Source organism: Pararhizobium mangrovi (assembly GCF_006516965.1).
Taxonomy (GTDB): Bacteria; Pseudomonadota; Alphaproteobacteria; order Rhizobiales; family Rhizobiaceae; genus Pararhizobium_B; species Pararhizobium_B mangrovi.
This window is the reverse complement of record NZ_VHLH01000027.1, coordinates 1-21,271: the sequence shown is the minus strand read 5'-3', so window position 1 is coordinate 21,271 and position 21,271 is coordinate 1. Positions and strand designations below refer to the sequence as shown.

The 21,271-nt window shown below is 66.0% G+C and carries 25 protein-coding genes; 15 read left to right on the top strand and 10 right to left on the bottom strand.

Annotated elements, in window-relative coordinates:
• From FJU11_RS13835 to FJU11_RS13825, 3 genes are read right to left on the bottom strand one after another with little or no spacing between them, the layout of a single operon-like run.
• Positions 1–378: a Na+/H+ antiporter subunit C gene (locus tag FJU11_RS13835; RefSeq protein ID WP_141167658.1), complete on the bottom strand. Its 378-nt coding sequence runs from the start codon at positions 376–378 to the stop codon at positions 1–3.
• Positions 378–797, bottom strand: a complete 420-nt coding sequence (locus tag FJU11_RS13830) for a Na+/H+ antiporter subunit B (RefSeq protein WP_141167703.1) — start codon at positions 795–797, stop codon at positions 378–380. The genes FJU11_RS13835 and FJU11_RS13830 overlap by 1 nt, the downstream gene beginning before the upstream one ends.
• Positions 797–3,217, bottom strand: coding sequence for a putative monovalent cation/H+ antiporter subunit A (locus FJU11_RS13825; protein ID WP_141167657.1), 2,421 nt, complete (start codon positions 3,215–3,217; stop codon positions 797–799). Before FJU11_RS13825 ends, FJU11_RS13830 begins: the two co-directional genes overlap by 1 nt.
• A 288-nt stretch (positions 3,218–3,505) precedes the next feature.
• On the opposite strand from FJU11_RS13825, the gene msrB reads away from it, so the two are divergent.
• Positions 3,506–3,919 (top strand): peptide-methionine (R)-S-oxide reductase MsrB, encoded by a 414-nt coding sequence (msrB, locus tag FJU11_RS13820; RefSeq protein ID WP_141167656.1) that lies wholly within the window; start codon positions 3,506–3,508, stop codon positions 3,917–3,919.
• Positions 3,920–3,996: 77 nt separating this feature from the next.
• Positions 3,997–6,081 (top strand): S9 family peptidase, encoded by a 2,085-nt coding sequence (locus FJU11_RS13815; protein WP_141167655.1) that lies wholly within the window; start codon positions 3,997–3,999, stop codon positions 6,079–6,081.
• A 64-nt stretch (positions 6,082–6,145) separates the two neighbouring features.
• Here the strand turns inward: FJU11_RS13815 and FJU11_RS13810 are convergent, their stop codons facing one another.
• From FJU11_RS13810 to FJU11_RS13800, 3 genes are all read right to left on the bottom strand, one after another.
• Positions 6,146–7,045: a 2-dehydropantoate 2-reductase gene (locus FJU11_RS13810; RefSeq protein WP_141167654.1), complete on the bottom strand. Its 900-nt coding sequence runs from the start codon at positions 7,043–7,045 to the stop codon at positions 6,146–6,148.
• Between the two features lie 117 nt (positions 7,046–7,162).
• Positions 7,163–7,519, bottom strand: coding sequence for a VOC family protein (locus FJU11_RS13805; protein WP_141167653.1), 357 nt, complete (start codon positions 7,517–7,519; stop codon positions 7,163–7,165).
• Positions 7,520–7,660: 141 nt separating this feature from the next.
• Complete coding sequence (locus tag FJU11_RS13800) at positions 7,661–7,834, bottom strand: YdcH family protein (RefSeq protein ID WP_141167652.1); 174 nt, start codon at positions 7,832–7,834, stop codon at positions 7,661–7,663.
• A 218-nt stretch (positions 7,835–8,052) separates the two neighbouring features.
• On the opposite strand from FJU11_RS13800, the gene FJU11_RS13795 reads away from it, so the two are divergent.
• From FJU11_RS13795 to FJU11_RS13785, 3 genes are read left to right on the top strand one after another with little or no spacing between them, the layout of a single operon-like run.
• Positions 8,053–8,256 carry a YdcH family protein gene (locus tag FJU11_RS13795; RefSeq protein WP_141167651.1) on the top strand — a complete coding sequence of 68 codons (204 nt, stop codon included), beginning with the start codon at positions 8,053–8,055 and terminating at the stop codon, positions 8,254–8,256.
• 14 nt (positions 8,257–8,270) lie between these two features.
• Positions 8,271–8,777 (top strand): 5-(carboxyamino)imidazole ribonucleotide mutase, encoded by a 507-nt coding sequence (gene purE / locus FJU11_RS13790; RefSeq protein ID WP_268935217.1) that lies wholly within the window; start codon positions 8,271–8,273, stop codon positions 8,775–8,777.
• Positions 8,774–9,862, top strand: a complete 1,089-nt coding sequence (locus tag FJU11_RS13785) for a 5-(carboxyamino)imidazole ribonucleotide synthase (RefSeq protein WP_141167650.1) — start codon at positions 8,774–8,776, stop codon at positions 9,860–9,862. Before purE ends, FJU11_RS13785 begins: the two co-directional genes overlap by 4 nt.
• Before the next feature lie 10 nt (positions 9,863–9,872).
• Here the strand turns inward: FJU11_RS13785 and FJU11_RS13780 are convergent, their stop codons facing one another.
• Positions 9,873–10,775, bottom strand: a complete 903-nt coding sequence (locus tag FJU11_RS13780) for a DMT family transporter (RefSeq protein ID WP_141167649.1) — start codon at positions 10,773–10,775, stop codon at positions 9,873–9,875.
• A gap of 239 nt (positions 10,776–11,014) precedes the next feature.
• Between FJU11_RS13780 and ykgO the strand changes: the two genes are divergently transcribed.
• The 3 genes from ykgO (at position 11,015) to FJU11_RS13765 (ending at position 13,004) form a co-directional block, all read left to right on the top strand.
• Positions 11,015–11,140 (top strand): type B 50S ribosomal protein L36, encoded by a 126-nt coding sequence (gene ykgO / locus FJU11_RS13775; protein ID WP_141167648.1) that lies wholly within the window; start codon positions 11,015–11,017, stop codon positions 11,138–11,140.
• Positions 11,141–11,242: 102 nt separating this feature from the next.
• A complete protein-coding gene (locus tag FJU11_RS13770; RefSeq protein WP_141167647.1) occupies positions 11,243–11,899 on the top strand; it encodes a tetratricopeptide repeat protein in 657 nt (218 codons plus the stop codon).
• Positions 11,900–11,975: 76 nt separating this feature from the next.
• Positions 11,976–13,004, top strand: a complete 1,029-nt coding sequence (locus FJU11_RS13765) for an alpha/beta fold hydrolase (protein ID WP_235891033.1) — start codon at positions 11,976–11,978, stop codon at positions 13,002–13,004.
• Here FJU11_RS13765 and pyk read toward each other — a convergent pair.
• Both pyk and FJU11_RS13755 read right to left on the bottom strand, forming a co-directional pair.
• Positions 12,971–14,410, bottom strand: coding sequence for a pyruvate kinase (gene pyk, locus FJU11_RS13760; protein ID WP_141167646.1), 1,440 nt, complete (start codon positions 14,408–14,410; stop codon positions 12,971–12,973). The genes FJU11_RS13765 and pyk overlap by 34 nt on opposite strands.
• The gene (locus FJU11_RS13755) at positions 14,407–14,874 is read right to left on the bottom strand and encodes a DUF1036 domain-containing protein (RefSeq protein WP_141167700.1); all 468 of its coding nucleotides are present in this window, start codon (positions 14,872–14,874) and stop codon (positions 14,407–14,409) included. The genes pyk and FJU11_RS13755 overlap by 4 nt, the downstream gene beginning before the upstream one ends.
• Before the next feature lie 271 nt (positions 14,875–15,145).
• Between FJU11_RS13755 and FJU11_RS13750 the strand changes: the two genes are divergently transcribed.
• From FJU11_RS13750 to FJU11_RS13740, 3 genes are all read left to right on the top strand, one after another.
• Positions 15,146–15,934: an N-formylglutamate amidohydrolase gene (locus FJU11_RS13750; RefSeq protein ID WP_141167645.1), complete on the top strand. Its 789-nt coding sequence runs from the start codon at positions 15,146–15,148 to the stop codon at positions 15,932–15,934.
• 28 nt (positions 15,935–15,962) lie between these two features.
• Positions 15,963–16,226 (top strand): DUF1244 domain-containing protein, encoded by a 264-nt coding sequence (locus FJU11_RS13745; protein WP_141167644.1) that lies wholly within the window; start codon positions 15,963–15,965, stop codon positions 16,224–16,226.
• 260 nt (positions 16,227–16,486) lie between these two features.
• On the top strand, positions 16,487–16,759 hold the full coding sequence (locus FJU11_RS13740; protein ID WP_141167643.1) for a DUF2312 domain-containing protein: 273 nt from the start codon (positions 16,487–16,489) through the stop codon (positions 16,757–16,759).
• A gap of 195 nt (positions 16,760–16,954) precedes the next feature.
• On the opposite strand, the gene FJU11_RS13735 is transcribed toward FJU11_RS13740, so the two are convergent.
• Entirely contained in the window at positions 16,955–17,581 is a 627-nt protein-coding gene (locus tag FJU11_RS13735; RefSeq protein ID WP_407946718.1) for a cell wall hydrolase, read from the bottom strand.
• Between the two features lie 421 nt (positions 17,582–18,002).
• Between FJU11_RS13735 and cbiM the strand changes: the two genes are divergently transcribed.
• The 4 genes from cbiM to nikR all read left to right on the top strand — a co-directional run bounded on the left by cbiM (position 18,003) and on the right by nikR (position 21,185).
• On the top strand, positions 18,003–19,049 hold the full coding sequence (cbiM, locus tag FJU11_RS13730) for a cobalt transporter CbiM (protein ID WP_141167642.1): 1,047 nt from the start codon (positions 18,003–18,005) through the stop codon (positions 19,047–19,049).
• Positions 19,050–19,901, top strand: a complete 852-nt coding sequence (gene cbiQ / locus FJU11_RS13725) for a cobalt ECF transporter T component CbiQ (protein WP_141167641.1) — start codon at positions 19,050–19,052, stop codon at positions 19,899–19,901. It abuts the gene before it with no gap.
• Positions 19,898–20,653: an energy-coupling factor ABC transporter ATP-binding protein gene (locus FJU11_RS13720; protein WP_141167640.1), complete on the top strand. Its 756-nt coding sequence runs from the start codon at positions 19,898–19,900 to the stop codon at positions 20,651–20,653. The genes cbiQ and FJU11_RS13720 overlap by 4 nt, the downstream gene beginning before the upstream one ends.
• A gap of 76 nt (positions 20,654–20,729) precedes the next feature.
• On the top strand, positions 20,730–21,185 hold the full coding sequence (nikR, locus tag FJU11_RS13715; RefSeq protein WP_141167639.1) for a nickel-responsive transcriptional regulator NikR: 456 nt from the start codon (positions 20,730–20,732) through the stop codon (positions 21,183–21,185).
• The last annotated feature ends 86 nt before the right edge of the window (positions 21,186–21,271 follow it).

Sequence of the window (21,271 nt, the reverse complement as noted above, 5' to 3'; positions counted from 1 at the left end):
TCAATACCCGAGCGGGGGAACCGGCTCGTTCTCCGGTTCCGCGATGCGCATTTCGTCCGTGTCGTCGGTGCCGAGCTCCTGGTAGGCGCGAAAGGCGAGTACCAGGAGGAAGGCGAAGAACGAGAAGGAAATGACGATCGCCGTGAGGATCAGCGCCTGCGGCAACGGGTTCGCGGTGATGCGATTGGGCACGTCGTTGCCTTCGCCGATGATCGGTGGCACGGCATGCACGATGCGCCCCGCCGTGAAGATGAGGAGGTTCACCGCGTTGCCGAGGATCGTCACGCCGAGCAGGATGCGGATGATGTGCTTCGACAGCATCAGATAGACCGATACGGCGAAGAAGATCCCGATGACGACGGCCATCAGCGCTTCCATCACTCGCCCTCCCGTTCCTCGAGCACCAGCGCGATGGCGGTGATCGTGCCGGTGACGACGAGATAGACGCCGAAATCGAACAGCATGACGGTCGCAAGCGGCACTTCCACGCCGAAGAAGTGCGGATAGATCCACAGCCCGGTCATGAAGGGAACGCCGTCGAAAAGTGAAATCAGGCCCGCCACCGATCCGAGAAGCAGGCCGATGCCGGCGATCGTCGTCGGGTGAAGCCGCAGCGCGCGGCGCACCGGTGAGACGCCGCAGGCGATACCGTAGATCGCGAAGGCAGAAGCGGCGATCAGACCGCCGATGAACCCGCCGCCTGGCGCGTTGTGGCCGCGCAGCAGCACGAAGACCGAGAAGACGAGCATCAGGCTCGTCAGATACGGCGCGACGGTGCGGAAGATCAGCGTGCGCATCATTCCGCCTCCACGCCGGCATAGGTCCGCTTGCCGTGCGAACCCTCTTCACGCGGATCGTGCTGTTCACGCGGATCGTTGTCGCCAAGCTCGACATCGGTGCGCGTCGCGCGGATGCGGATGAGCGCGAGAATGGCGAGGCCGGTGACCATGACGACCGAAATCTCGCCCAGCGTATCGGTGCCGCGGAAGTCGACGATGATCACGTTGACGATGTTGTGGCCGTGGGCGATCGTCTTGGAATAGCGGGCGAAGAAGTCGGACAGCGTCGCGTCGAAGGAGCCTTCGGTGACGCGCATCAGGTACAGCATGAAGCCCGCTCCGCAGGCGATCGCGATCGCCGCGTCGGAAAGCTTTTCGCCGGTCGGGCGATGGTCCGACGGCGCAAGCCTCAGTCGCGTCATCACCAGCGCCAGGATGACGACCGACAGGGCCTCGATCATGAACTGCGTGAACGAAAGATCCGGCGCCCCGAAGAGCATGAAGAGCAGCGCCACCGCGAAGCCCTGCACGCCGAGCGAGACGATCGCCGTCAGCCGGTCGTGGGCGATCAGCACGGCGACGAGGCCGATGATGCCGATCGCCATCACCGTCAGTTCGTAGAACGTGACGTCCGTGGGCCATGTGGGCATCGACGGCAATTCGCCGAAGACGACCATCGGCACCAGCAGAGCTGCGGCGATCGCGACGAATGTCACCGTCATGTAGACCTCGAGCGAGCCCGGCTGCAGGCGGTCCGTCACCGCGTGCGAGAAGCGCACGAGGCCGCGCACGAACTGGTCGAACCCGCGGTCCGGCCCCCAGCCGATCGCACGAAGGACGCCGCCGACCGCACGGCGGAACGGTGCGATCGCGAGATAGGTGACGATGCCGACGACGATGGTGAGGCCCGAAAGCGCGAGCGGCGGCCCGATATGCGGAACGAGCGTGATGTCGATCTCGCTCGCCCGACCGAGAACGGCGCTGACCATCGGGCTCGAGACGATCTCATGCGTAAAGGGTGCGGCAATCGCCGCCACGATGCCGAGCGCGCCGAGCGTGGCCGGTCCGACCCACATGATGAACGGCGCCTCGTGGACGTCGCCGAGCGCGTGCGGCCGTTTTCCGAGGAAGGGCTTGAGCGCGACGACGAAGCCGACCGCCATCATCAACGCGTTGCCGATCACCGCGCAGGCGAGGAAGGTGAGCGACCAGGGATCGAGATGCCAGAGCGAAGAATAGATCTCCTCCTTGGCAAGGAAGCCGACGGCCGGTGGAAGCCCCCCCATCGAGACCGCGGCGGCGAGTGCTGCGGCGAAGGTCACCGGCATGGCACGCAGGAGTCCGCCGAGCTTCGTGACCTCGCGCGTGCCCGCCTCGTGGTCGACGATGCCCGCGACCATGAAGAGCGCACCCTTGAAGAGGGCGTGCGCGACCAGATAGAGCACCGCGCCCGCCACGGCATGCTCGCCGCCGAAGCCCGTCATCATCACCATCAGGCCGAGCGACGACATGGTCGTATAGGCGAGCATCTGCTTCAGGTCGCTCTGCCGGACCGAAAGCAGCGCGCCGAAGACGAGCGTCATGCCGCCGAAGATCGGCAGGATGGTGTGCCAGGCCGGCGTATCGGCAAAGACCGGGTTGAGCCGCATCAGAAGAAAGACACCGGCCTTCACCATCGTCGCCGAGTGCAGATAGGCCGAAACTGGGGTCGGTGCCTCCATGGCGTTCGGTAACCAGAAATGCAGCGGGAACTGCGCCGATTTCGTGAAGGCGCCGCAAAGCACGAGGATCAGCGCGACGAGGAAATACGGACTCTGTCGAAGCACTTCGTTACTCTGCAGGAGCCCGGAGAGCGAATGCACGCCGGTGACGTTCCAGATGAGGAGCAGGCCCGCGAGCAGGCCGAGCCCGCCCGCACCGGTGACGACGAGCGCCTGAAGCGCGGCACGCCGGGAGGCCTCGCGCTCGTGATCGAAACCGATCAGCAGGAAGGACGTGACGGACGTCAGCTCCCAGAAGACGAACAGCATCAGGAAGTCGTCGGAAAGAACCAGCCCGAGCATCGATCCCATGAAGAGAAGGATGAACGAGAGGAAGCGCCCCTGCTGCGGATGCCCCTTCATGTAGCCGCCGGAATAAAGCACGATCAGCGTGCCGATGCCGGTAACGAGAAAGGCGAAGGTCAGGGAAAGCCCGTCGACGAACCATTCGAAGCGCGTGTCGAGCGATGGAACCCAGTCGAAGCCGGCGGTCACGTGCCGGCCGTTTGCGACGAGCCCCGCATACGGAATGAAGTGGATGAAGATCGAAAGCGGCGCCAGCGCCAGCACCCATGCCGCGCGGTGGCCCATCAGCCGGACGAGATAGGGGGCAAGGCCCGCGGCCACGAACGGAAGAGCCATCGCGAGGAGCGTCATGTCCGCGGCTCCGACGTTCATCGTCCCTCCGGTCTCGATGCTGCTTCATGCGCAAGGTCCGGCCACACTTAGGCAGCCCGTCGGCAAGGAGCAAGCCATGTGGCTCGATTTCCACGCGTATCGGCTCGTTCACACCGCTGGCACCGTGCCGCCGAACAGGGTCGAGCATGCGGTTCGACGCGGTCGATCTTCGTTCGCGTTGCGGTTCGAAGCAGGCGGACCGCGGCCTTCGAACGCGGCCTCGGCGTATTGCCGGCAGCGCCGCGGATACCTATGTCGGAAGCAACGCCATCATTTCGAGGACGAACCATGAGCGACACCAAGACGCTGAAGGTCGAAAAATCCGACGCCGAGTGGCGCGAGCAGCTGACGCCCGAGCAGTACAAGGTCACCCGTGGCCACGGAACCGAGCGGGCGGGCACCGGCCCGCATCTCGACAACCACGAGGACGGGGTCTACCACTGCGTTTGCTGCGGCAAGGCGCTGTTTTCCTCCAACGCGAAGTTCGATTCGGGCACCGGTTGGCCGAGCTACACGCAGCCGGTCGACGGCGAGGCCGTAACGGAGCACTCCGACCGTTCGCTTCTGATGAAGCGGACCGAGGTGCGCTGCGCCGACTGCGACGCCCATCTCGGTCACGTCTTCCCCGACGGCCCCCAGCCGACCGGCCTTCGCTACTGCATGAACGGCCACGCGCTGACCTTCGAACCGGAAGAACGCTAGCGCGTACGAGTGCACCCATCGTTGCGGGCGGCATGCAAGGTGCCGCCCTTTTCTTTTGTCCCGTCAAGGCACGATCCATGTCCGAACGACCGTCCGCCCCCCGCCCCGAAAAGAAGCCCGTCACCGACACGCGCCACGGCGTGACGCGTACGGACGACTACGCCTGGATGCGCACGGCGGACTGGCAGACCATGTTCAAGGACCCATCGACGCTGGAGCCCGCGATCCGGGCGCATCTGGAGGCGGAAAACGCCTATCAGGCGAGCGAGATGGCGGATACGGAAGCGCTGAGGAAGACGCTCTTTTCGGAGATGCGGGGGCGGATCAAGGAAGACGATTCTTCCGTTCCGGCACCCGACGGTCCCTATGCCTACGGCACGAGTTTCATCGCCGGCGCCGAGCATCCGCGATTCTTCCGCCAACCGCGCGAGGGCGGCGAGCGGACCGTCCTTCTCGACGGCGACCGGGAAGGCAAGGACCGGGCCTATTTCCAGCTCGGCGGTGCGGATCATTCGCCGGACCATTCCCGGCTTCTGTGGGGCTACGACGACAAGGGCTCGGAATTCTACACGCTTGGCGTTCGCGACCTTTCGAACGGCGAGGATCTTGCCGATCGCGTCGAAAACACCGGCGGCGGAGGCGAGTGGGCGGCCGATTCGCAAGGCTTCTTCTATAGCCGCCTCGACGCCAACCATCGCCCTTCCCAGGTCTTCTACCACCGGCTCGGAACGTCATCGACCGACGACCGCCTCGTCTACGAGGAGCGCGATGCCGGCTTCTTCATGGGGGTCGGCGGTAGCCGCCTGAACGACTTCATCTTCATCGACATCCACGACCACGAAACCTCCGAGATCCGCCTTCTCCACGCCGACCATCCGGAATCGGAACCGGTTCTCGTCGCCGCGCGCGAGCGTGCCATCGAATACGACCTCACCGAGGGTGGCGACGTCTTCTACATCCTGACCAACGACGCAGGCGCCAAGGACTTCAAGATCGTCGAGGCTCCGACGAGCGCGCCCGGAAAGGAGAACTGGACGGACGTCGTGCCACACGAGCCCGGCCGGCTGATCGTCAGCCACATCGCCTTCAAGGACTATCTGGTGCGCCTCGAGCGCAAGAACGGCCTGCCCCGCATCGTCGTGCGCGCGCGTGCCGACGGCGAAGAGCATGCGATCGCCTTCGACGAGGAAGCGTATTCGCTCGGCCTTCAGGGCTCGATGGAATACGACACGGACATCATCCGCTTTTCGTATTCATCGCCGACGACACCGACGCAGGTTTTCGACTACGATATGCGCACGCGCGAGCGCCAGCTCCTGAAGACGCAGGAAATCCCCTCCGGTCACGAGCCGCAGAACTACGTCACGCGCCGGATCATGGCGCCCGCCGAAGACGGCGAAACCGTGCCGGTCACCCTGCTCTACCACGCCGACACGCCGCTCGACGGCTCGGCGCCCTGCCTGCTCTACGGTTATGGAGCCTATGGCATTTCCGTGCCGGCGAGCTTCAACACCAACGCGCTGTCGCTGGTCGATCGCGGCTTCGTCTATGCCGTCGCCCACATCCGCGGCGGCAAGGACAAGGGCTTCGCCTGGTACGAACAGGGCCGCCGCGAGTTCAAGACGAACACCTTCGGCGATTTCGTCGCCGTCGCCGACCACCTCGTCGAAGTAGGCTTCACGCGCCACGACCGGCTGATCGCCGAAGGCGGCTCGGCCGGCGGCATGCTCATGGGCGCGGTCGCCAACATGGCGCCGGAAAAGTTCGCCGGCATCATCGCCGCCGTGCCGTTCGTCGACGTGCTCAACACCATGCTCGACGACACCCTGCCGCTGACGCCGCCGGAATGGCCGGAATGGGGAAATCCCATCGCTTCGCAGGAGGACTACGAGACCATCGCCGGCTACTCGCCCTACGACAATGTCGACGCGAAGGCCTATCCGCCGATCCTCGCGCTCGCCGGGCTGACCGATCCGCGCGTGACGTACTGGGAACCGGCGAAATGGGTCGCACGACTTCGCGAACGCTCGACAAGCGAGGCGACCTTCCTTCTGAAGACGAACATGGAAGCCGGTCACGGCGGCGCGTCCGGCCGTTTCCACCGTCTGGAGGAAATCGCCTACGAATATGCCTTCGCGCTGAAGATCGCCGGCAAGGCCTGATCGGCGGCTTCGGGCCATGCAATTCCGGAATCGGCGCGGGTAAGGCCTGGCAGAAGCGCGGCCCCTACCCGTGCTCGGCTTCCGAACGGCGCAGCGACGAGCGGTCCAGCGCATCAACGAGCGCGTAGATCGCCGTGTTGAGCGGCGTCGCGATGGAATGCCGTTCGCCGGCGCGAAGCACGGCGCCGGTCAGGTGGTCGTGCTCCAGCGAGCGGCCCGAAAGCCGGTCGTAGAGCATCGAGCTTCCGCCTTCGCCGGTCATGCCATCGTAGACCGAAAGCACCTGCTCGACATCGGCCTCGCCGATTTCCGCGCCCTCGCAGCGACCGACGAGCACCGCTTCGCGCAGCAGCGAACGGGCGAGATCCACCACCTGTTTTTCGTGAAAGACGTCGAGCCGGCGCATCGTCAGCGCCGTGATCGGGTTGGCGGCGATGTTGGCGATCAGCTTCTTCCACGCATCGGTGCGGAAATCCCCGCTGCGCGTCAACTCGAGCGCCGAGCCCGCGAAGAGTGTCTCCGCTTCGGCAGCCTTCCGGCATTCCGGCACGATCATCCGGCTCGAACCGTGATGGACGACGTGGCCGGGCTCGGTCCGCTCGACGGCGATATAGACGATGGCCGGCAGGATCCGCGCCTTGCCTGCAATCGGTGCCACGCGTTCCTCGTGCTCGATGCCGTTCTGCGCGACGAGAATCGTGGTGTTGGCGCCGGCGAGGCGATCGAGCCAGGCCTTGGCACTGGCGGTATCCTGCGCCTTCGTGGCGAGAACGACCCAATCCTCTTCGGCTACCGCTTCGGGTTCGGTGGCGATCGTGACGGGAAGCGTGCGCGTCTCGCCATCCACTTCCAGTTCGAGGGTTTCAAAGGGCGTACGCACGCACATCGTCACGTCCTGCCCCGCATCGGCGAGCATGGCCGCGAGGTAACTGCCGATCCCGCCGGCTCCGATAACGGCTACCATCGTCGATCCTTTCCGAAATGGTGCGGCCGCCCGGCGGATGCCGGACGGAAGAACCGCCGACGATCCGGCGACCCCGCATGATTCATGGGGCAAGTAAGACCGGAAGACGCCCTTTCGTCAAAGCCCCTCGGCGTGGACGAAACACAATTTGTTGCCTTCCGGGTCGCGGCAATAGGCGGCGAAGAAGTCCGGCGCGTAACGAACCCGGATGCCGGGTTCGCCTTCGTCGGTCCCGCCCGCGTCGAGTGCTGCGCGCCAGCAGGCCTCGACGGCGTGCCCGTCAGATACGGCAAAACTCACCTGAACGCCGTTGCCTGCCCGCGCCGCCTCGCCATCGAACGGCGCGCGTATGGCGAACTGCGGGCAGCGCTTGCCCTCCATGTACCAGATCACCCCCGCCGGGCCGGCCGCCTCGACCGATTCGCGCCGCTTCAGGTCCGACGGGGCGAGTACGGCGTCGTAGAAGGCGACCATGCGCGCGAGATCGCGCGCGCCGAGCAGATATGGCTGAACATCGGCGATGGATCGGTCCGGTCGAAATCGACCGCGAGCCTCGTCACCCGCGGCCTCGACGATGCGTATGGGGAGAACCCGATCGACGGCGCGCTGGCGCCCTCAGTGGCGGGTGGACTTCAATCGCTCGATCTCGTCCTTGAGTGCCAGTTTGCGGCGCTTGATGTCCGCGATCCGGTCGTCGCCGCTCGAGGCGTGCTGCATGGCCATGTGCAGTTCCTCTTCGAGGGCGACGTGCTTTTGCTGGAGCGATGCGAGATGAGCTTCGATGGTCATGGACAACTCCCTTCTTCTGGTGCTTTTCCATTTCCATGTCGCCGCCTTTGGAATGGCGACCGGAAGATGTTGCCACGGTTCCAGCCCGCTGTCGAAGCTCTTTCTGGCCGGACCGGAGTAACTTCCCGTTACGTGGCAAGATATGGTAGGAGCCCCCATCGAAGGACGCCGCCCTTCATCCGGGGATCGCGGCGTTCGGGGACGGCAGGGACACCGGGATGTCGGAACAGGAACAGGCCGATCTACGGCTGAGGGTGGCGCGGCTGCGCCAGGAGCATGCCGACTACGACGTCGCGATCGAGGCGATGATCGCCACGAGCTGCGAACCCTTGCGCATCCAGCGCATGAAGAAGAAGAAGCTGACGATCAAGGACGAGATCTCGCGTCTCGAAGACCAGATCATCCCCGACATCATCGCCTGAGGGAGCGCGCGAGCGTGAGCGAAACCGCAAGACCACGCGTGGCTGTCGTCATGGGCAGCCAGTCCGATTGGGCGACGATGCGCCACGCGGCCGACACGCTGGAAGCGCTCGGCATCGACCATGAAGCGCGAATCGTCTCGGCCCATCGCACGCCGGAAAGGCTCGCCGAATTCGCCAAGGGCGCGCGCGGCGAAGGCTTTCGGGTCGTCATCGCCGGTGCGGGCGGAGCAGCGCACCTGCCCGGAATGATCGCCGCGATGACGCCGCTGCCGGTCTTCGGCGTGCCCGTGCAGTCGAAGGCGCTTTCGGGCCAGGACAGCCTGCTTTCCATCGTGCAGATGCCGGCCGGCGTGCCGGTTGGCACGCTGGCGATCGGCCGCGCGGGAGCCGTCAACGCGGCGCTGCTCGCAGCCGCGGTGCTTGCCCTTTCCGATACCGCGCTCGCTGCCAGGCTCGACGCGTGGCGCGCGGCGCAAAGTGAAAGCGTCGCCGAGCGCCCGACCGACGAGGACCCCGCGTGAGCGTCCCCCTTCCCCGCCGCTCCGCCATCGGCATCGTCGGCGGCGGCCAGCTCGGCCGCATGCTCGCCATGGCCGCTGCCCGGCTCGACTACCGGGTCGTCGTTCTCGATCCGGCGGCCGATTCGCCGGCCGGCGAAGTGGCCTATCGTCAGATCGTCGCCGCATACGACGATCCGGCCGCACTCGACGAACTCGCCGATGCGACGGAGGTCGTCACCTACGAATTCGAGAACGTGCCGGTCGCAGCAGCCGAACGCCTCGCCGCGCGCAAGCCCGTCTTCCCGCCGCCCGCCGCACTCGAAGCCGCGCAGGACCGCCTGACGGAAAAGCGTTTCCTTGCCCGCTGCGGTATCGCGACGGCGCGTTTCGAAGCGGTCGACGACCAGACCGGGCTCGAAGCCGCCCTCTCGGCATTCGCCGGACGCGGCATCCTCAAGACCAGGCGCATGGGCTACGACGGCAAGGGACAACGCCGCTTCGCCGGACCCGACGATTCGCCGCACGGCGTGTTCGAGGCGATGGGCGGCGTCCCGCTCATCCTCGAGGAGACCGTCACCTTCGCACGTGAAATCTCCGTCATCGCCGCACGCGGACGGGACGGCGAAACGGTCGCCTACGAACCGGCGGAAAACGTCCACGAAAACGGCATCCTGCGACGCTCGGTCGTACCGGCGGCGATCGATGCTGAAACGCGGAAGAACGCTATCACGGCAGCCGAAAGCATTCTCGAAGCGCTCGACTATGTCGGGGTGATCGGCGTCGAGTTCTTCGTCCTCGACGACGGGACGGTGATCGCCAACGAGATCGCGCCACGGGTTCATAATTCAGGCCACTGGACGGAAGCCGCCTGCGTCGTCTCGCAGTTCGAGATGCACATGCGTGCCGTTGCCGGCCTGCCGCTCGCAGCCCCGATGCGCCATAGCGACTGCACGATGGAAAACCTGCTCGGCGACGAGGTCGAACGGCTGCCCGCACTTGCGCGAGAGCCGAACGCCTTCGTCCATCTCTACGGCAAGGAAACGGCGCGTGCCGGGCGCAAGATGGGCCACGTGACGTGGCTCGGCGGCGCCGGCAAGCGGAACTGAACGCCGGCGCTCATCGCGCCCGGGCGACGATCGCGACGCCCGCCACCGCAACGGCCATGCCGGCCAGTCCGGTGACACCGAGCCGTTCGCCGAGGACGAGCCACCCGAAGGCCGCGGCGACCGGGGGGACGAGGAAGAACAGCGCGGAGACGCGCGAGGCTTCGCTGCGCCGGATCATGAAGAGAAGCAGCGACACGGCCAGAAGCGAGTTGGCGAAGACGAGCCAGCCGAGCGCGAAGGCGAACTCTCCCGTCCACGTCACGTGGTTCGATTCGACGAGCAACGCCAGCGGCCCGACGGTGAAGAGCCCGACGCCGTAATGCACCAGATTGACCGTCACCGGATGCGCGGTGACGGCAAAGCACTTCTGGTAGAGCGTCGCCGCGGCCATGCCGAGCGCGGACGCGACGCAAAGCGCGAGCCCGAGATCGATGGAGGCATCGAGCGAGGCCCGGCCGACGATCACCACAGCGCACCCGGTCGCGCCCACGAGAAGCCCCGCCCATTTCGCCTTGCCGACCCGCTCGCCGGTCGTCAGCGGCGCGGCGGCGGCGACGACGAGTGGCTGCATCGAGACGATCAACGCCGCGACACCCGCCGAAACGCCGTGGTTCATGCCCGCATAGGCGAGCCCGAAATAGACCGTTTGCAGGAGAAACCCGCCGACGCAAAGGTGCAGCCAGTCGATCCGGCGAACGGGTGCCGGGGGGCGAAGCACTGCGAAGATCGGCAGGAACAGCACGAAGATGATGCCGAATCGCAGCGCAAGGAAGGTCAGCGGCTGCGCGTGGGCGAGACCGAGCTTGGCGAAGCCGAACCCCGACGCCCACAGGACGAGGAAGATCGACGGCGCGAAACGGGCGAGGACATCGCCGCTCGCACCAGCGGCGGCGTTTTCGAAAGAACGGGGCATGAAAGGATCGTCGCGCACTGGATCGCCGGAACGGCAGGACGCGGCGAACACACGCCAATTCCGCATGCGCGTCAAGCCGGCCGCATCGGATCGTGACCTATTTCGCGGAAGCTCGAACGTTGACACGCGAGGTTGGGCGCGGTAGACGCCCTTCATCATTGAGCGCGTCCTCGGGCGCGCTTTGTTTTGTTCCGGCGCCGGCCCGTTCCGGCCGCCCCTTTCCGAAGCGGTTGAAGCCGATGAAGATCAAGAACTCGCTCAAGTCGCTCAAGGCCCGCCACCGCGAGAACCGTCTCGTGCGCCGCAAGGGTCGCGTCTACATCATCAACAAGAACAATCCGCGCTTCAAGGCACGCCAGGGCTGAAGCCTTCGGCCCGTGTCGTTGGCGCTCAGGCCCCGTGCTCAGCGCTCACGATGCAGTCAGCGCGCCGACTGCGGGATTGATCTTCGCCGCCGGCGAGCTACCATGGCGGCCATGCGTCGTCTGTCCATCTTCGCGGTCTGCCTTTTCGCGTTCGCTCTTACCTTCGGTTCGGGCGAGCGCTTCGTCGTGTCTGCCGGCGCGCAGACCGGCAGTTCGGCCCGACAGTCGACGCCCGACACCATGACGACCGGGGAGGATGGGGAAGAAACCGAAGATCGCTCCGCCAGGCTCGATCGCCTTTTCCACCGCCTCAAGCGCGAAAGCGACCCGACCGTGGCCGCCCAGACCGCGAACGCCATTTCGAACATCTGGCAGGAATCGGGCAGCGACACCGTCGACCAGCTCATGAAGTGGGCGGCAACGGCGCGCGACAAGAAGGACTACGTCACCGCGCTCGACCTTCTCGACCAGGTTCTTGTGCTGGAGCCGGACTACCCGGAGGGCTGGAACCAGCGTGCCGTGGTCCATTTCCTGATGACCGACTACGCCAAGTCGATGGCCGATATCGACCATGTGCTTTCTCTCGAACCCCGCCATTTTGGGGCGCTCGCCGGTATGGCCGGGATCTTCAAGGCGATCGGCGACGACGAACTGGCGATGAAGGCGCTGCAGCGCGTGCTCGCCGTCTATCCGGCCGACCGCGAGGCACAGGACCGCCTCGCCAAGATTGCCGACACCCTTGCCGGAAACAACATCTGAAGCGCGTGGCTTTCGACGAAGACGTCCGCTTTCCAGCCCGGCGTCTTGATCCATCATCTCCAAATCCGCTGATGCCGTGATCTCTTCCTTCCTTCTTGGCATCTGCGCGCTTGCCGCCGTCGTCGCGCTGTTCACGGCCGTGCAGACGCGGCGCATCGAGGCGCGCTTTCCACCGCTCGGCGCGCGCTTCGATGTCGGCGGCTTTGCCCTGCACGCCGTCCACGTGACGCGGCCGGAAACTGCGGACCTGCCCGCCCTCGTCTTCATTCACGGCGCCAGCGGCAATCTGCGCGACCAGATGCAGGCCTTTCGAAAACCTTTGGAAGGGCGTGCCGAGATGGTGTTCGTCGACCGGCCCGGCCATGGCTATTCCGACCGCGGCGGACCGGGGAACGATCGTCCGGACGGACAGGCTCGAGCGATCGCCACCCTGCTCGAACGCCTCGGGATCGAGCGGGCGATCATCGTCGGCCACTCGCTCGGCTCGGCGATCGCGGTCAATTTCGCGCTCGTCGCACCGGAAAAGACCCTCGGTCTGGTGTTTCTCGCACCGGCCACCCACCCCTGGCCGGGCGGTGTCGCCTGGTACAATACGCTCGCGGCGCGGCCCATTGCCGGCCGGCTCTTTGCCCATCTCGTCGCGATGCCGGCAGGTCTCTCCCGCGTAAAGGCGGGGACGGCCTGCGTCTTCCAGCCGAACGAAATGCCGGACTCCTACGCCGAAACCGGCGCGGCGCTGGTGCTGCGACCGTCGGCCTTTCGAAGCAATGCCCGCGATCTCGCCTTCCTGCACGCCCACATCGTCGAGACCGCGCCGTGCTATCCGACGATCACTGCGCCGACGACCATCGTCACCGGCGATCGGGACGGCGTGGTGCTGCCCGACCTGCATTCGCGAGGGCTCGCGCGCGACATTGCGGGATCACGGCTCGTCTGGCTGGAAGGTGTCGGCCACAAGCCAGACTATGCCGCGACGGACGTCGCGATCTCGGCGATCGAGGAGGTCGCGAAGCGTGCGATCCCGGCGCCCGCGGATGCGAACTCCGAAGAGGCCGCCGCCGCGAAACGGTCTCAGATACCGGTGAGCCCGTCCGAGCCGATATAGGCGATGCGCAGCATGTTCGTCGCGCCCGGCGTGCCGAGCGGCACGCCCGCCGTCACGATGATCCGGTCACCCGGGCTGCCGAAGCCTTCGCTGTGGACGATGCTGCAGGCGCGATCGACCATTCCGTCGAGGTCGCTCGCATCTTCCGTCACCACGCAGTGCAGTCCCCAGCACACGGAAAGGCGCCGGGCCGTCTCGATGACGGGCGAAAGCGCGAGGATCGGCGTCTGCGGGCGCTCGCGCGAGGCGCGCAGCCCCGTCGTGCCGGAGGACGTGTAGCAGACGATCGCCTTCAAGTTCAGTGTCTCTGCGATCTGCCGAGCGGCAAGCGAGATGGCGTCCGCGCCGGTCGGATCGGGCTGCGGGCGCTGGGCATAGACGATGCTCGGGAAATTGACGTCACGCTCGACCTTGCGGGCCGTCGCGGCCATCATCTCCACCGCCTCGACGGGGTACTGCCCGGCCGCCGATTCGGCCGAAAGCATTACCGCGTCGGCACCCTCGAAGACGGCGGTCGCGACGTCGGACACTTCCGCGCGGGTCGGCACGGGCGCGGAGATCATCGATTCCAGCATCTGCGTGGCGATGACGACCGGCTTGCCGGCCCGGCGGCAGGCGCGGGTGAGCTGCTTCTGGATGCCGGGAACCGATTCGACCGGCATTTCGACGCCGAGATCGCCGCGGGCGACCATCAGCGCATCGGAAAGCTCGATGATCTCGTCGATGCGCTGGACGGCCTGCGGCTTTTCGATCTTCGACATGAGACCGGCGCGGCCGCGCACGATCTTGCGCACCTCCGCCAGATCTTCCGGGCGCTGCACGAAGGAAAGCGCGATCCAGTCCGCCTGCCCGCTTTCGAGCACCGCGTCGAGATCGGCCCGGTCCTTGTCCGTCAGCACGCTGACGGCGAGGTCGGTGTCCGGCAGGCTGACCCCCTTGCGGTTGGAGATGCCCTTGCCGGCGACGACCTTGGTGCGGATCGTGTGGCCGTCGCACCCCTCCACCTTCAGCTGCAGCTTGCCGTCGTCGATCAGCAGCCGGTCGCCAGCCTCGACCGATCGAAAGATTTCCGGATGCGGAAGGTGGACACGGCTCGCGTCCCCGGGCGTCTCGTCGTCGTCGAGCGCGAAGTCCTGGCCGACGTCGAGGCTCACCTTGCCCTCGGCGAAGACGCCGACGCGCAGCTTCGGTCCCTGAAGATCGGTCAGGATGCCGATCGGCCGGCCGCTGCGTCCCTCAACGTTGCGGATGCGCTTCATCAGCGTGCGCATATGCTCGTGGTCGGCGTGGCTCATATTGATGCGGAAGAGATCGGCGCCTGCCTGATGCAGCTTCTCGATCACCGCCTCTTCGGAGGAGGCCGGTCCAAGCGTTGCGAGGATCTTCACTTTGCGAAGGCGCTTCATGGCGCGGATTCCTTGTTTGGTGCCGCGCTGCCCGAAGGCGCTGCGGGTGGTTCTTTCGGCGTGTTCGAATCGGCACTTTGCGACTGACCGCCCCCCGAACCGGCCGTCAGCTGGACCATCCAGCTTCCCTGCCGTCCGGTATCGTATTCCTTGAAGCCCATGCGCTGATAGCCGCGCGCGAAACAGTCGTGGACGCCCACGACCTTGAATTCCTTGTCGGCGACGCACATGTCGATCGGGCCGCCCCAGCGGCCGCCGCGCCCGGCATCCTCGGCGTAGAGGTAGTAGTAGCGCGAGGAAAGTTCGCCCTTGATCAACGTGGCGCAGGAACTGCCTGGCACCTGCCACCAGCCCTCGGTCGTCCAGCCCTCCGCCGCACGATAGCCGATGGCGACGCCGACCAGATCGCTGGTGCCGTTGCACACGCGAAAATCGGCCTTCGCCTGTGCCGAGAGCCCGGCCATGGCGCCGCAGGCGACGACGGCAAGCAGGACGAATCGGAGGAGGAAAGGACGCAAAAGGGCGGAAAACGGGAAGCGACGGAACACGGGTTGGGTGGCCTCCAGCCTTAAATGACCGCTTCGCGTTGTGCGCCCGCAAGCGCGCAAAGTCAACGAAGGGTGCAGGGGTCGCGCCGATCAATCGCACCCCTTGCGCGAAGCCGCGGCCTTGCACGGCGAACGCGGCTGTGCAAGCTCCCACGCTTCATTTCGAACGAAAAGAAAGGATGTGGCGGTGAGTGAATTCGCCCCCTACGAAATCCTCGATGCCGAGCCGGGAAGCGGTATCGTCCTGCTCGCCGACCACGCGCGCGCCGCCCTGCCGGAACGCTATGCGAAGCTCGGCCTGCCCGAAGAGGCCTTCACCCGCCACATCGCCTACGACATCGGCGTTGAGGCACTGACCCGTCGGCTCGGCGAACGGCTTTCGGCACCGGCCGTACTTTGCTGCTTCTCGCGCCTGCTTATCGACCCCAATCGCGGCGAGGACGATCCGACGCTCGTCATGAAGCTTTCCGACGGCGCGGTGGTACCGGCGAACCATCCCATGACCGGCGAGGAACGCGCCTTCCGCCTGGAGACGTTTCACCGTCCCTATCACCGCGCGGTGGCGGACCTCGTCGAACGGGCCGAAAAGGCCGCCGGCGCGCCGCCCTTCGTCGTTTCGCTCCATTCCTTCACCCCCGCCTGGAAGGGCGAGGCACGGCCATGGCACGTCGGGGTGCTGTGGGACAGCGACCCGCGCGCACCACGCCCGCTGATCGAAGCGCTTCAGGCCGAAGGCGATCTGGTTGTCGGCGACAACGAGCCCTATAGCGGTGCGCTCGGAAACGATACGATGTTCACCCACTGCACGAGGACCGGCCTCGCTCATGCGCTGATCGAAGTGCGCCAGGATCTGATCGCCGACAACGCCGGCGTTGCCGAATGGGCCGATCGGCTCTGCCCGCTGCTCGAATCGCTGAACGCACGCCCGGAGATGCATCGCCGGGAATATCACGGTTCGCGAACGGGCCTTTTGTAACAACCGACCTCTTGGAAGGAAACGATCCATGGCGGACCTGACCGAAGCCGAACGCCGCGATCTCGAAGCGGCCGCCTTTCGCCGGCTCGTGGCGCATCTCGGCGAGCGCACGGACGTGCAGAACATCGACCTGATGAACCTCGCCGGCTTTTGCCGGAACTGCCTTTCGAACTGGTACCGCGAGGCTGCCGAAGAACGCGGGCTCGACCTCGACAAGGCCGCCTCGCGCGAGATCGTCTACGGCATGCCTTACGAGGAGTGGAAAGCGCGCTACCAGAAGGAAACGGGCTGAACGCCGGGGCATAGCCTCGTCGTTTGCGAGGCGGCGCGCCTGCTGAAACCGCAAAGTCGCACGAGCAAGGTCGTGGCGCGTCGTGCGGCCATCCGTCGGACAAAGCGCTTGACCTCGGCGGTTCGATCGACCAATCCACGGCACGATCCAGATTGCGCATCTCCAGGGTCGTCCCGCCCGTTCGGACGGGACGCCACGGGAAACGCGCGCGTGCGAAACCGAAAAGACCTGACCGTCGCAACATCAAGCGGGAGACCATGATGGCCGAATCCGAAGCGCCGCATTCCGAAGAACCTCAAGAAAACGTCGCGGCGGCCGAGCTGCGCCAGTTCATCGAGCGCGTCGAGCGCCTCGAAGAGGAGAAATCCGCGCTGCAGGACGACATCAAGGAAGTGATGGCCGAGGCCAAGGGCCGCGGTTACGACACGAAGGCCCTTCGCGCCATTATCCGCCTGCGCAAGAAGGACCCGAACGAGCGGCAGGAGGAAGAGGCGATCCTCGAGACGTACAAGAACGCGCTCGGCCTCGTGTGAGGTCGAGCGCGTCCACGGGACCGGTCGAGCGCATCGCTCGTCCCCTGAACCGGTCCATCATGTCTCCGAAGAAAGGCTGTCGACCATCGTCGACGGCCTTCTCTCATTCATCTTCCCGCCGCTGCGGCTTGCGCTAGACCGCGCACCGACACGGCTCGCGATCGACTGCCGCGAAGCGCCGCGGCAGTCCGCAATCTACTCGGTCGCCGCAGCGAAAGCCGCACGCGCCGAAGGCAACGGCACGGTCGTCTGCTCGGCGAAGGCCGTCCGCAGCACACTGCCATCGAGACCGCCGACCGGTCGCGCGCCCGGAACGGGCACCGACGCCGGCACGTCCGCCGTGGCGATATCGATCGCCCGGCTCGCGGGCGAACTCACCCTGCGCTTTTCGTAAAAGGCGTTGCCACCGGCGACCACGACGTAATGCATGTTGTTGTACGGGAAGTGCAGTCCCGCGGTATGGAAGAACTTGGCCGGCCCCACCTTGGGATGGCGCTTGCCCGAAAGCACCAGGTCGGCGACCTTTTCCACGCGCGGCGTCGTGCGGGGGTTCATCTTGCGCGACAGCACGCCGGGTGCGAACTGGTTCGGTTGGCCGACGACGCCGCAGATCGTATTCGGGAACTTCGGCGAGGCCACCCGGTTCATCACCACCGAGCCGACGGCGAGCAGGCCGTCGTCGCTCGACCGGTTGGATTCGAAATACATCGCCCGCATCAGGCATTGCTTTTCCCGGCTGCCGACATTGACCGCGGCGACGTGCGTGGCACCGCTGTCGTTCTGTTCCGCCTTCACCGTCGGTGGGATAGACCCCGTCGTCATCCCATCCGTCTGGCAACCCGCCAGCGTCATGACGGCAAGGCTTACGAAAGCCAGTCCGCCGAATTTCGCGGACGCCGACCCAGCGCCCGCAAGACACCCCGACGCGCCGACGACCCGGTCGGCACGCAACCTCATTGATCTGGACATCAAGCCAGAACTCCCCGACTTCCGGCCTTGCTAACGTACCGGATTACCTCGAATTTCTTGTTCGCCACCCTCAACGTCGGCAATCTGCCCCATATCCTCGGCGCAAAAAAGGCACGACCATCAAAAAGTCGCCACTTACGCGCCGGGACCTACGTCACACTTCGTTACAAATGGGTATGGCTGCGTGAAGAAAACGGCAGGCCGCTGCGCTTGACCCTACTATGGCGATATGAATAAAAAGTGAAATCGTCATACGCAACACGAGCGCATCGGCATGCACATTCCCGACGGCTATCTCAGCCCTTCGACCTGTGCGGTGACCTATGCCGCGGCGGCCCCCTTCTGGTTCGTCGCGATGCGCAGGGTTCGCCGGCGCATGCAGGGCCGGGCCGTTCCGATGCTCGCCATGACGTCGGCCTTTTCCTTCGTCGTCATGATGTTCAACCTGCCAATCCCCGGCGGAACGACGGCGCATGCCGTGGGCATGGGGCTTGCGGCGATCCTGCTCGGGCCCTGGGCGGGCCTTCTCGCCATCTCGGTCGCGCTGATGATCCAGGCGCTCTTCTTCGGCGACGGCGGCATTACCGCCTTCGGCGCGAACGCCTTCAACATGGCGATCGTCGGCTGCTTCGTCGCGCACGTCACCTATCGTCTCGCGGCCGGCAACGCCGCGTCGACGGCGCTGAGGCGAACCGTCGCCGCTGGCCTGTCGGGCTATGTCGCGATCAACGCGGCGGCGCTGTCGGCAGCCGTCGAGTTCGGCATACAGCCCATGCTCTTCACCGCGGCGGACGGCACGCCGCTCTACGCGCCCTATTCGCTGGCCGTCGCCGTCCCGGCGATGATGGCCGCACACCTCACGGTCGCGGGCGCGGCCGAGGCGATCGTCACCGGCGGCGTCGTCGGCTACCTGCAACGCAGCCATCCCGAACTTCTGGTCGGGCGCGAAGACGGCTCGCGGCGCAGCCCGCGCGCCCTTTGGGCCGGCCTCGGCGCGCTGATGGTCGCAAGCCCGCTCGGCCTGCTCGCCACCGGCATCGCCTGGGGCGAATGGGGTACACATGATTTCGCCGATGCGGGCGTGCGCGAACAGATCGCCGGCGCTTCCGGCGGTATCGCCCCGCCTGGGGACGTGCCGACCGGACTTGCCCGCATCGCCGACCTCTGGCAGGCGCCGATCCCGGATTACGCGCCGTCCTTTCTCCACAGCGAAAGCCTCGGCTACGTACTTTCCGCGATCGTCGGCGTCGGCCTCGTCATTCTTACCTGCGCGCTGGTCTCGTGGTTCGCCGCCCGCCGGGCGCCGACCGGCGCGGCCTGAATGGGCGAGCAATCGTTTCTGGCGCATTCCCATGGTCGCAACGCGAGCTACGCCGAGCGCATCGTCGGCGGGCTTGCCGGCGCCCTCGACCACGCCCTCGAAGCCGAGACGTTCGCGTCGCGACGCGGCCTGCTACAGGCCCTCGATCCCCGCACGAAGCTCGCCTGCCTCATGGCGCTCGCCGTTACGGCCGTGTCAGTCCATTCGCTCATCGTGCTCGTCGCCCTGCTCGCTTTCGTGTGCGTGGTGGCGCTCGGTTCGCGCGTTCCGCTTCGCCGCCTCTGGAAACAGGTCGGCCTGCCCGTTTTTCTCTTCACCGGCCCGATCGCCCTGCCCGCGATCTTCCTCGTCGCCGGGCCGGCCATCGCGCACCTGCCCGTCCTCGGCTGGCCGATATCGCGAACCGGCCTGCGCAGCGCGGCCTTCCTCCTCTTGCGTGCGCAAACCTCGGCCGGTCTCTGCCTTCTCCTCATCCTCACGACGCCGTGGCCGCACGTCCTCAAGGCCATGCGCTTCTTTCGCATGCCGGTCGTGCTTGTCGTGATTCTGGGCATGACGCACCGCTACGCCTTCACGCTTCTCGAAACCGCGCACCGGATGATCGAAGCGCGCCAGGTCCGCACGCTCGGCCGCCTCTCGCCGCGCGAGCGCCGCAGGCTGGCGGGAGAAAGCGCGGGCGTCCTCTTCGCCCGCGCCCTTGCGATGAGCACAGACATCCATCAGGCGATGATCGCACGCGGCTACCGTGGCGAAGTCCGCCTGATCGAAAGCTTCCGCTTCCGCAAACGCGATGCGTCTGCCTTCGCGACATGCGCGGTCGTCGTCGCCGGCGCGCTGGTGTTCGGGCGATGAGCGACAGCGCCCCGCTCTTCGAACTCGACGGCGTATCCTACGCCTACCGGAACACGCCGGGGCTCGATGGCCTCGACCTTACGGTTCGTTCCGGCGAACGCCTCGCCCTTGTCGGGGCGAACGGTTCGGGCAAGTCCACGCTCCTCAAACTGCTCGCCGGACTGATCTTCGCCGACCATGGTTCTGTGCGTGCCTTCGACGAAGCGCTCGACGAGGATCTGTTCGCGGACGAGGATCGCGCCATCGCGTTTCGGCGTCGCGTCGGCCTCGTCTTCCAGAACCCGGACATCCAGCTCTTTTCGCCGACCGTCTTCGACGAACTTGCCTTCGGCCCGCTGCAACTCGGCTGGCCGCCCGAAGAGATCCGTTCGCAGATCACGGCGACGCTCGAGCGTTTCGAGATCGCCCATCTCGGCGACCGGGCGCCGCATCGGCTTTCGGGGGGAGAGAAGAAGCGCGTGGCGCTCGCCTGCGTGCTCATCAGCGAGCCGCAGGTTCTCCTTCTCGACGAGCCGACCGCCGCGCTCGACCCGCAAAGTGCGGACGCAGTGGTCGCGTTCCTTCAAGCCGAACGTTCGCAGGACCGTACGATCGTCCTCGCAACGCATGATCTCGACCGGATCGAAGCGGTCGCCGACCGCGTGGTCGTCCTCGATCATGGCAAGATCGTCGCCAGCGGATCACCCGGCGCGATCCTCGACGATACCGCCCTTCTTGCGCGTTCGCGTCTGCTGCATACGCGACCTGCCTGAACACCGACGCTTTCGGCGAGCGCCCGCGGCGGCTATGGTGCGGCCGAAGCCGGCCATTGCGGGATCGGGAGCGCCCATGCAACGCATTACCATCACCATGGACGACGATCTGCTCGCCGTCGTCGATACGCTCAAGGACCGGCGCGGCTATGCCAGCCGCTCGGAGGTCTTCCGCGACGTCGTCCGCGCGCTCGGCAACCGCGAGGTTACGGAGGGTGGGGAGAGCCTGTGCATTGCGACGCTAAGCTACGTCTTCGACTATGCCACGCGCGAACTCGCGCAGCGCCTTACCCGGGCGCAGCACGAGCATCACGACCTCGTGGTGACCAATACGCGGGTACCGCTCGACCATTCGAGCTGCATGGAACTGATGGTCCTGCGTGGCCCCGCCGCTGCGGTACAGGCGTTTTCCGACACGATCGCGACGCAGCGCGGTGTCAGGCATGCCAATCTGCACCTGGTGCCAGTCCGTCTGTCGAACGACCACAGCCACGAGCCGGGCGGCGTATCGCACGTTCATTACGAGGCCTAGGATCTGTACTCATAAACGGGATTCCGTTTGAGGCTGGATCGTGATTCAAAGATCCTCGAGGAGGAGCTTTGAATGGCCCGTTTCGA

Bases quoted from the DNA above. Each gene is read 5' to 3' on its own strand.
- FJU11_RS13805 (WP_141167653.1), bottom strand. From the start codon at position 7,519: ATGGTCGCCTTCTACGACGCCGTACTCGCCCCGTCGGACCTGAAGCGG.
- FJU11_RS13815 (WP_141167655.1), top strand. From the start codon at position 3,997: ATGTCCGAACGACCGTCCGCCCCCCGCCCCGAAAAGAAGCCCGTCACC.
- FJU11_RS13745 (WP_141167644.1), top strand. From the start codon at position 15,963: ATGGCGGACCTGACCGAAGCCGAACGCCGCGATCTCGAAGCGGCCGCC.
- cbiQ (WP_141167641.1), top strand. From the start codon at position 19,050: ATGGGCGAGCAATCGTTTCTGGCGCATTCCCATGGTCGCAACGCGAGC.
- FJU11_RS13795 (WP_141167651.1), top strand. From the start codon at position 8,053: ATGTCGGAACAGGAACAGGCCGATCTACGGCTGAGGGTGGCGCGGCTG.
- msrB (WP_141167656.1), top strand. From the start codon at position 3,506: ATGAGCGACACCAAGACGCTGAAGGTCGAAAAATCCGACGCCGAGTGG.
- FJU11_RS13735 (WP_407946718.1), bottom strand. From the start codon at position 17,581: ATGACGACGGGGTCTATCCCACCGACGGTGAAGGCGGAACAGAACGAC.
- cbiM (WP_141167642.1), top strand. From the start codon at position 18,003: ATGCACATTCCCGACGGCTATCTCAGCCCTTCGACCTGTGCGGTGACC.
- FJU11_RS13740 (WP_141167643.1), top strand. From the start codon at position 16,487: ATGGCCGAATCCGAAGCGCCGCATTCCGAAGAACCTCAAGAAAACGTC.
- pyk (WP_141167646.1), bottom strand. From the start codon at position 14,410: ATGAAGCGCCTTCGCAAAGTGAAGATCCTCGCAACGCTTGGACCGGCC.
- FJU11_RS13755 (WP_141167700.1), bottom strand. From the start codon at position 14,874: ATGGCCGGGCTCTCGGCACAGGCGAAGGCCGATTTTCGCGTGTGCAAC.
- FJU11_RS13835 (WP_141167658.1), bottom strand. From the start codon at position 378: ATGGAAGCGCTGATGGCCGTCGTCATCGGGATCTTCTTCGCCGTATCG.
- FJU11_RS13720 (WP_141167640.1), top strand. From the start codon at position 19,898: ATGAGCGACAGCGCCCCGCTCTTCGAACTCGACGGCGTATCCTACGCC.
- FJU11_RS13770 (WP_141167647.1), top strand. From the start codon at position 11,243: ATGGCGGCCATGCGTCGTCTGTCCATCTTCGCGGTCTGCCTTTTCGCG.
- FJU11_RS13825 (WP_141167657.1), bottom strand. From the start codon at position 3,217: ATGAACGTCGGAGCCGCGGACATGACGCTCCTCGCGATGGCTCTTCCG.
- FJU11_RS13810 (WP_141167654.1), bottom strand. From the start codon at position 7,045: ATGGTAGCCGTTATCGGAGCCGGCGGGATCGGCAGTTACCTCGCGGCC.
- ykgO (WP_141167648.1), top strand. From the start codon at position 11,015: ATGAAGATCAAGAACTCGCTCAAGTCGCTCAAGGCCCGCCACCGCGAG.
- nikR (WP_141167639.1), top strand. From the start codon at position 20,730: ATGCAACGCATTACCATCACCATGGACGACGATCTGCTCGCCGTCGTC.
- FJU11_RS13780 (WP_141167649.1), bottom strand. From the start codon at position 10,775: ATGCCCCGTTCTTTCGAAAACGCCGCCGCTGGTGCGAGCGGCGATGTC.
- FJU11_RS13830 (WP_141167703.1), bottom strand. From the start codon at position 797: ATGCGCACGCTGATCTTCCGCACCGTCGCGCCGTATCTGACGAGCCTG.
- FJU11_RS13800 (WP_141167652.1), bottom strand. From the start codon at position 7,834: ATGACCATCGAAGCTCATCTCGCATCGCTCCAGCAAAAGCACGTCGCC.